This is a genomic window from Anaerococcus sp. HMSC065G05, assembly GCF_001812365.1.
In the GTDB taxonomy this organism is placed as follows: Bacteria; Bacillota; Clostridia; order Tissierellales; family Peptoniphilaceae; genus Anaerococcus; species Anaerococcus vaginalis.
The window spans coordinates 693-8,181 of the sequence record NZ_KV808716.1 but is presented as its reverse complement, the minus strand read 5'-3'; the positions used below and the strand labels follow the sequence as shown (position 1 = coordinate 8,181).

General features: G+C 32.2%; 5 protein-coding genes and 1 pseudogene. 1 reads left to right on the top strand and 5 read right to left on the bottom strand.

Annotated features, from left to right (window positions below):
• Positions 1-218 precede the first annotated feature (218 nt).
• From HMPREF2852_RS06000 to HMPREF2852_RS10235, 5 genes and pseudogenes are all read right to left on the bottom strand, one after another.
• The gene (locus HMPREF2852_RS06000) at positions 219-452 is read right to left on the bottom strand and encodes a hypothetical protein (RefSeq protein WP_000908215.1); all 234 of its coding nucleotides are present in this window, start codon (positions 450-452) and stop codon (positions 219-221) included.
• Positions 453-464: 12 nt separating this feature from the next.
• On the bottom strand, positions 465-2,486 hold the full coding sequence (gene feoB, locus HMPREF2852_RS05995) for a ferrous iron transport protein B (RefSeq protein WP_019117881.1): 2,022 nt from the start codon (positions 2,484-2,486) through the stop codon (positions 465-467).
• Positions 2,487-2,489: 3 nt separating this feature from the next.
• A complete protein-coding gene (locus tag HMPREF2852_RS05990; protein ID WP_002416391.1) occupies positions 2,490-2,714 on the bottom strand; it encodes a FeoA family protein in 225 nt (74 codons plus the stop codon).
• Positions 2,701-4,449: an ABC transporter ATP-binding protein gene (locus HMPREF2852_RS05985; RefSeq protein ID WP_070606653.1), complete on the bottom strand. Its 1,749-nt coding sequence runs from the start codon at positions 4,447-4,449 to the stop codon at positions 2,701-2,703. Before HMPREF2852_RS05985 ends, HMPREF2852_RS05990 begins: the two co-directional genes overlap by 14 nt.
• Positions 4,442-6,207: pseudogene (locus HMPREF2852_RS10235) on the bottom strand (ABC transporter ATP-binding protein). Before HMPREF2852_RS10235 ends, HMPREF2852_RS05985 begins: the two are co-directional and overlap by 8 nt.
• 216 nt (positions 6,208-6,423) lie before the next feature.
• Between HMPREF2852_RS10235 and HMPREF2852_RS05975 the strand changes: the two are divergent.
• Entirely contained in the window at positions 6,424-7,395 is a 972-nt protein-coding gene (locus HMPREF2852_RS05975; RefSeq protein WP_019189652.1) for a helix-turn-helix transcriptional regulator, read from the top strand.
• Positions 7,396-7,489 lie beyond the last annotated feature (94 nt).

Here is a 7,489-nt window from a genome sequence, read left to right as displayed (position 1 = left end):
AAAAAGGAGGACTTCTGCACATAGGCATAAAAAGTCCTCTAAAATGAACGAAACCCGTTCTTTCCTTAATTGTATTTAATTGTTTAGACGAGTGAGTATATGAAAAGACTGACAGATATAAAGTTTATAGAAAAAGGGCTATTTTTATTGCGACTTATTATTTGAAATAAACATATAGACTTTCCCATTTTATTCCTCCATTTATTTACCGTTTATTATCAATCTTTTACAATCCAAATATCATCTTGATTAACAACACAATTCGAGCATCCCGAACATTGACTTTGGCATTTACTTGTTGCAGACCTTTTAGTTTTTACCAAATATCCATTATTTTCGAGATATTCAATTTTCATTTTTACACTATCTAAATCCTCACCTGTCAGTTCAGCAAGTTCTTGCAAAGTGCAAGTCTTTTTCTTTTTCAATACTTCTAATAGTTGTATAAGCATACTTATCACACCTTAAAAAATCAGTAGTCCAATATGATATGCAACACAAGATATAATTAGAGCCGATAATATATAATACAGTGCTATTTTTATCGTCCATTTTTTTGAATGTGTTTCTTGTGCGGTAGCTGCAAGAGCCATCAAACAAGGCATATTGAAGAAAAAGGCAAAAGTAAATGCTAAGGCTTCCGGCTTTGAAATCATTGTCAACATATTATTGCTTAGAATAGCGGTATCTACTGTCCCTTTAACCTCAACTGCATGCCATATTCCTGAAGAAGTAAATAATGATGCCATTACTCCTAATGCCGATTCTTTTCCCATTGCAGAAGCAACAAAAGCCATAAATAATTGCCATGGTAACCCAAACAATTTTGTTACAGGCTCTATAAATGTTCCTACTTTATAAATAAGGCTGTTAGCTATATTTCCATCAGGCGTATAGGCAAGAATCCAAAATATAACAGAAATAAGGATAATGATACTCAATGCCCTTTTCAGTACATTTCCCATCCTATTCATTACAGAAGAAAGTAAATTTTTCCAATGTGGCTTGTGATATGGTGGAAGTTCCATAATCATTCCAAAATGTTCACTTCCCTCATAAAGCGATTTTCTGAAAATCCTATATGTGATTAGTAAATGTAGAAAAGCAACTGCAAATAGGCTTAATATCACAAATACTGCCTGTTTTCCGAAGAATGTTCCTGTAACAAGCCCGACTACTCCCCATGTTGACCCGCAAGGGACTACCCAAGATAATGCAATCGTCATAACCCTCTGTCCCCATGAATCAATTACTCTCGTTCCTGTGATTCCACCTATATTACAGCCGAAACTTAACAAGAACGGCATAATTGCTTTTCCTTGCAATCCTAATTTCGACATAGTGTTGTCAAAGACATAGGAAACTCTTGCCATATATCCTACATCTTCCAAGAATCCAAATACTAAGCTAATTCCCAATACATAACTTGCCATTTGCAATGCAAAAGTAATTGCAGTCATTACGGCTCCACACAAAAGTGAAATCAGCCAATTTGATACTCCAATGGCGACAAGCCCCTTTGCCAACAATGTTGATATTTTAGGTATAACAAACCCAAATAACCCCATTAGCGGAAATCCGATGAGCATAGAAGCAACTAATCCTAAAATGATAACTCCGATAGCCATAGGTTTTCCGAAAGCTTTACTTGTGGCTATACGATCAAATTTGCTTCTCTTAAATACTCTCTTTTTCTGAATAACATTTGCATTGATAAGTTTATCTATCCATTCAAATTTACAATTACCGGTTATTAAATTGCCATTTTTTATGCTTTTTAATACGTTCTCTATTTCTTCAAATTCGACTTTTTCAACATTATCTTTTACTAACGCAATTACTTTTGCATCCTGATCTAATAATTTTCCGATAATCCACGACTTTGAAAATACACCTATACCTTTATCAGGGATATGTTTTTTTAATAGCTTATAGTTATCTCCAACAATATTTTCATATGCCCTTTCTAAATTTTCGTCAGATAAAATTTTTCCTCTATCTGAATGCTCCAGAAAAGCATAAAACTCTTTGTATTCCTTTTTATCTGCCGCAACGATAGGAATGACAGGTATATTCAAGGATTTTTGTAACCCCTTTATATTTATATTTTTCCCTTGACTTGTAGCAACATCCATCATGTTCATGATTAAGACAACCGGAATATTTATTCCAATGTAGTCAGAGAGCATAAATAGACTTCGATTTAATTGTGAAGCATCTGCCATAATAGCAATTAGGTCTGCGTTCCCGGTTTCTATATATTCTCTTGTTATAACTTCTTCCTCTGAATTTGCTGATAATCCGTAAGTTCCTGGTAAATCCACAATCGTATAATTGGTATCTTTATACGAAAATTCGCCTTCTTTTTTCTCAACGGTTTTACCCGGCCAATTTCCAACATGTTGATTTGAGCCTGTCAACCCATTAAACAAAGTCGATTTTCCAGAATTAGGCTGCCCCAGCAAAGCAATCGTTATTTTCTTCATATCTCAAAGTACCTCCATCATTATTTTCTCTGCCTCTATCTTATTGACAGCTATCATCGTATCTCTACAATAAATGAGAATAGGTTGCTTTTTATAATTCTGGATAACTTCAACATCGCTTCCGACAGTTATTCCGATAGATATTATTCTGCTTTGAAAATGTGTATCACCAATAATTTCAACAACTTTACCTTTTGTCTTTTCTTTCAAAGTACTAAGCCTCTCCATAACTATTCTCCTTTATCATCCACTTTTTCGCTCTTTCCTGTGTATTTACCATTTCATAGTAATGTCCTTTTTTTCCATAAAGTTCATTATGATTTCCTTGTTCTTCAATTCTTCCGTTATTTATCAAAATAATTTGATTAGCGTTTTTAATGGTATTCAATCTGTGAGCAATAACAAAAACTGTCTTTCCTTGCATTAAATGCTCCAAAGCATTATTGATTTTAGCTTCATTATCAGGATCAAGAGAAGCTGTAGATTCATCCAACAAAAGAATTGGTGCATCCTTCAGAATCGCTCTTGCAATAGCAATCCTTTGTCGTTCACCGCCGGATAATGTACTTCCTCCATCTTTTATTTCCGTTTCATATCCATCCTTCATTTTCAAAATAAATTCATGGCAACAAGCTAATTTTGCAGCTTGATAAACCTCTTCCTTTGTTGCATTAGGTTTTCCAACCCTGATATTGTTATAAACAGTATCGGTTAACAGTACATTATCTTGAAAAACCTGACTAACATATTTAAGCAACACATCAGGTTTTATGGATTTTATATTTTTTCCACCAATTATAATTTCTCCACTATTTACATCCCAAAATCTTGCAATCAAATTAGCGATTGTAGTTTTTCCTCCACCGGAAGGACCAATTAAAGCTGTAGAAGTTCCTTCTTTTGCTTCAAAAGAAATATTGTTCAGAATCGTTTTATTTCTATCATAAGAAAAATTTACATTCTTAAATTGAATATCAAAATTTTCTAATTCAACTTCATTTTCAGAATAAGGCAATGGCTTCGTTTCATAAGCTTTCTCAAGATTACTTGCAGCTAATTTCAAATCTTTCAATAGTCCATAGGAATGTTGAAAGGCAATAAGAAGTGCAGATAATGCTAAACTCATAAGCATAAAAGCCACAAACTGTTCAGTTCTAACACTACCATTTATAAGCAAATATCCTCCTATAAGAAGAACTATCGGAAGCAAAAAGTTAACTGTGATAAAGTACATACTTGTAGGTAACGCCATTTTCTTTTCTGCGTTTACGCTTGTCTTTCTAACATTTTCAAGTGTATTTATCATTCTTTCAAAATGTTCACTTGTCATATTAGCTGACTTAAACGCTTTTATACCTTGAATGTACTCTAAAATAATAGAAATCATCTTAGAATTTAAATTTCTTTTTCTTGCCCCGTATTTTTCTATCAATTTGTTGCCCCATATCAACATAGGATATGCGATAAGCAATACTAAACACTCTAATAATGCGAGCTTCCAATCGATAAAAAATGTGCCTAATAAAATCAATATTGCTGTAACTGCCGTTTTAATAACCGATGGTAAAGTGTGCGTTATGATCAGTTCAAAACTACTCAAATCCTTTGTAAGAGTTGATAATAGATAACCACTACTATTTTTTTGGAAATGACCAAGGCTCAAACTCCTATAATGATTTGCTAAATCCAAACGCATATCTCCACACATTTCAGCTCCTCTTGAAAAGCTCAAATAGTATGCATGCCTATAAATCAGTATCCTTGCAATCATACTGATGAAACATATTACCGTATATTCTATGATTAAGGTTTTAGTTAATGTATTTTGCAATATATTAACAACGGTAAAATAGAGCATTAAATACAAAACAATGCTTCCTATCGAATCAATAACCATTAGAAAAATCGGTAAATACAATTTTTCTTTTTTATCTTTCAGAAGTGTTCTAATAATCTTAAGCATTTGCATTTACCCCCTCTCCAAAGTAATCTTTTGTGTATGTATTCCACATACTTTCATAGACCCCTTTTCTTTCTAAAAGAGTTTTATGTGTTCCAACCTCTACGACTTCCCCTTCATCAAATACAACAATTTGATCTGCATTCTTAATAGTATGCAAACGATGAGCAATCATAATGATTGTTTTATTTTTCAACAAGTTTTGAAGTGCTAACTGTATCTGGTACTCATTTTCTATATCTGAATAGGAAGTTGCTTCATCAAAAATAATAATTGGAGAATCTTTGAGTATTGCCCTTGCGATTGAGATTCTTTGTTGCTGTCCACCTGACAATTTCACCCCTTGATCCCCGATTCTTGTCTGATATCCATTCGGTAAACTCATAATAAAGTCATGAATTTGTGCTGCTTTTGCAGCCTCAATAATCTTATTTTCATCTGTATCTGTTCCCATACGAATATTCTCATAGAGAGTGTCCTCCAAAAGAAATACATCTTGAAAAACAAATGATGTAATGTCCATCAAATTATCTATTTTTAATTCATTGATCGGTATGTCGTTAATTTTAATTGCTCCACTTGTTACATCCCAGTACCTCCCAATCAATTGTGCAGCAGTTGTCTTGCCTGCACCGGAAGGTCCCACAAAAGCATTTATTGTATTCGGTTTTAAGGATAAATTTATATGTTGTAATGCTTTATTTTTTGTTTCTTCATCGTCATAACTGAAAGTAACGTCTTTAAAATCTATTTTCATACACTCATTCTTGTTTATGATTTTTGTTCCGTCTTTCAATTCATCCATATCCATTATTTTTTTATGTTATCCAATCCGCTTCCAAGCTCCATAGATTGCATAAAGATTGTTACCATATTTAAGAACGAAACAAAAAAGCACATTGTAAGCATAATAAATAGCAAATAGGATGTTGCTGATAAAGAATTTCTCAAAAAGAAATATCCTCCGAACGGCAATGTAAATAAGATTGCTGAATCCAAAACCACTAAGGTTATTGATAAAGGATAGCAAGAACTCACACACATCTTTTTCCAACAAGTAATATACGCATTCAATGAGCTTCTATATTGTTCAAATTTTTCTGCTGTTAAATGATACATTTTTATTACAGGCATAGCCTTTATAAATTCGTTTGCCGAAGCATTTAAATCAGCAATATCTTCGGATAGCTCCGTTGACATATCCGGATAATTTTTTATTAGCATCATAGGAATTCCTAATCCCAAAATCATAGGAATAAGCATAACAAGTGCCATCATCCAATTTAATTTCAACATGAAAATGAACATAATAACCGGAACAACTGCTGCCTGAGCTAATTCCAAAGTGCTATGAGCCAAAAAATTTTCAACTCTATCTACATCATCAAACAACAATGTTTTAATTTCTCCGGGGGCATGCTCTTGAAAGAATCCCAAATTAAATTTTGAAATATGATTTACAACTTTCAGCTTAATTCTGTGTATTGTGTTAAAAGCTGCTGTATGAGATAAAATGCCCGCAAAGGACATTAGTATTGCTTGCAAAACAGCACTTATAATTCCTATACCTGCCCACATTAAAATTTCTGTATACGAAATATTTTTCTGGAATATCATTAGTAATATCTTATAAACTACAAAATAAGGAACTAATGATAAAGCCGCAGAAATGACAGATAAAAACATTCCTAAATGTAGCTTTTTTCTCTCATCTTTTGCTAATTGGAATACATAAGATATCCCTGTCTTCTTTTTTTCCATTAGTTATTCCATCTCCTTTCCTGACCGTTAGCTATATCTAACTAACTACATTTATTATAAAGCTAATTTTTTATAACTCAAAATCTAACCATGAATTTTGATATTCCTTGTAATCCCTTTATTTGTAAGCTTTTCATCAGTATTTCTATTTACAATTTTATAAATTTGTGATATAATTAAATAAATTTGTGATATTAAAAGAGGTGAGCAGAATTGATGGATAGAACAGTTATTGATTATTTAACAAACTTAGTACATGACGCTCCTTTTATTCCTGTTCCAACTTTATCAACTGAAAACAAACAAATCTTTCAAATAGATCCCCATTTTGGCAAAGGTACTTTTCGCATACTAAAATTTGACAGCCGTTTAATTCTAATTTTAATTGCTAACTTTACTCCAAATGAAACAATGGAGAAAATAACCGAAGTATCTGAAAAGTATTTAGAGATTAGCCAATTTGAAACAGAAAGCAGTTCATTTAAAGTCGGTGGCAGAAAGTTAAATAATGTAGAAAAAGGTATATATTGTTACTTAAATACAGAAAAGAAAACTTATACCTATTGTGAGGCAAATAAGCCTGTAAAGTTTACGAAAATAATCCTAACCAAAGAATACTTTGATACTTTCTTAAAATTAAAATATGATGATTTTGAATATGAAAAAGCAAAGATTCTTAATTCTTATTTGTTAAAAACTCAAAATTCTCCGCAGTTGAATTTTATATTTCAACAGATAAGAGAATCCCAAGCTGAAGGAAAGATTTTGCCTTTATATTTGGAAAGCAAAGTTATGGAACTATTATCTATCATAATTACAGAGTTAGAAGAAAAGGAAAAAAATATATCTGTTGTCTTAACTAAAAAAGATAAGCAAAATCTGAAAAGGGCTGTATCGGCTATGAAAAAAGATTTATCGGTTCATATTGACGGACTTGAACTCTCTAAAATTGCTTTAATGAGTCCTGCACGATTTCAATTAGCTTTTCGCAAATACTACGGTGTTCCTCCCTACGAGTACTTAAAAGAATTAAGGCTTAATAAGGCATTATTATTGCTGAAAAATCCTGAGTATAAAATATCTACGATAGCAGAAAAAGTTGGCTATACACACACAGGACATTTTGCTAAAATATTCAAATCAACTTATGGTATCACACCAAGTAAATATAGAAGTACAATTACTTAAACTAATATTAGAATTCAATATGTGCTTAATGCTTGCTGCCTTAATCATTCTTTTATAGCAAGCCCAGTAAGTGTACGGACACTTACGAAAAAAT

Coding starts and splice junctions, on each gene's coding strand:
- HMPREF2852_RS05985 (WP_070606653.1), bottom strand. CDS start 4,449: ATGCTTAAGATTATTAGAACACTTCTGAAAGATAAAAAAGAAAAATTG.
- feoB (WP_019117881.1), bottom strand. CDS start 2,486: ATGAAGAAAATAACGATTGCTTTGCTGGGGCAGCCTAATTCTGGAAAA.
- HMPREF2852_RS06000 (WP_000908215.1), bottom strand. CDS start 452: ATGCTTATACAACTATTAGAAGTATTGAAAAAGAAAAAGACTTGCACT.
- HMPREF2852_RS05990 (WP_002416391.1), bottom strand. CDS start 2,714: ATGGAGAGGCTTAGTACTTTGAAAGAAAAGACAAAAGGTAAAGTTGTT.
- HMPREF2852_RS05975 (WP_019189652.1), top strand. CDS start 6,424: ATGGATAGAACAGTTATTGATTATTTAACAAACTTAGTACATGACGCT.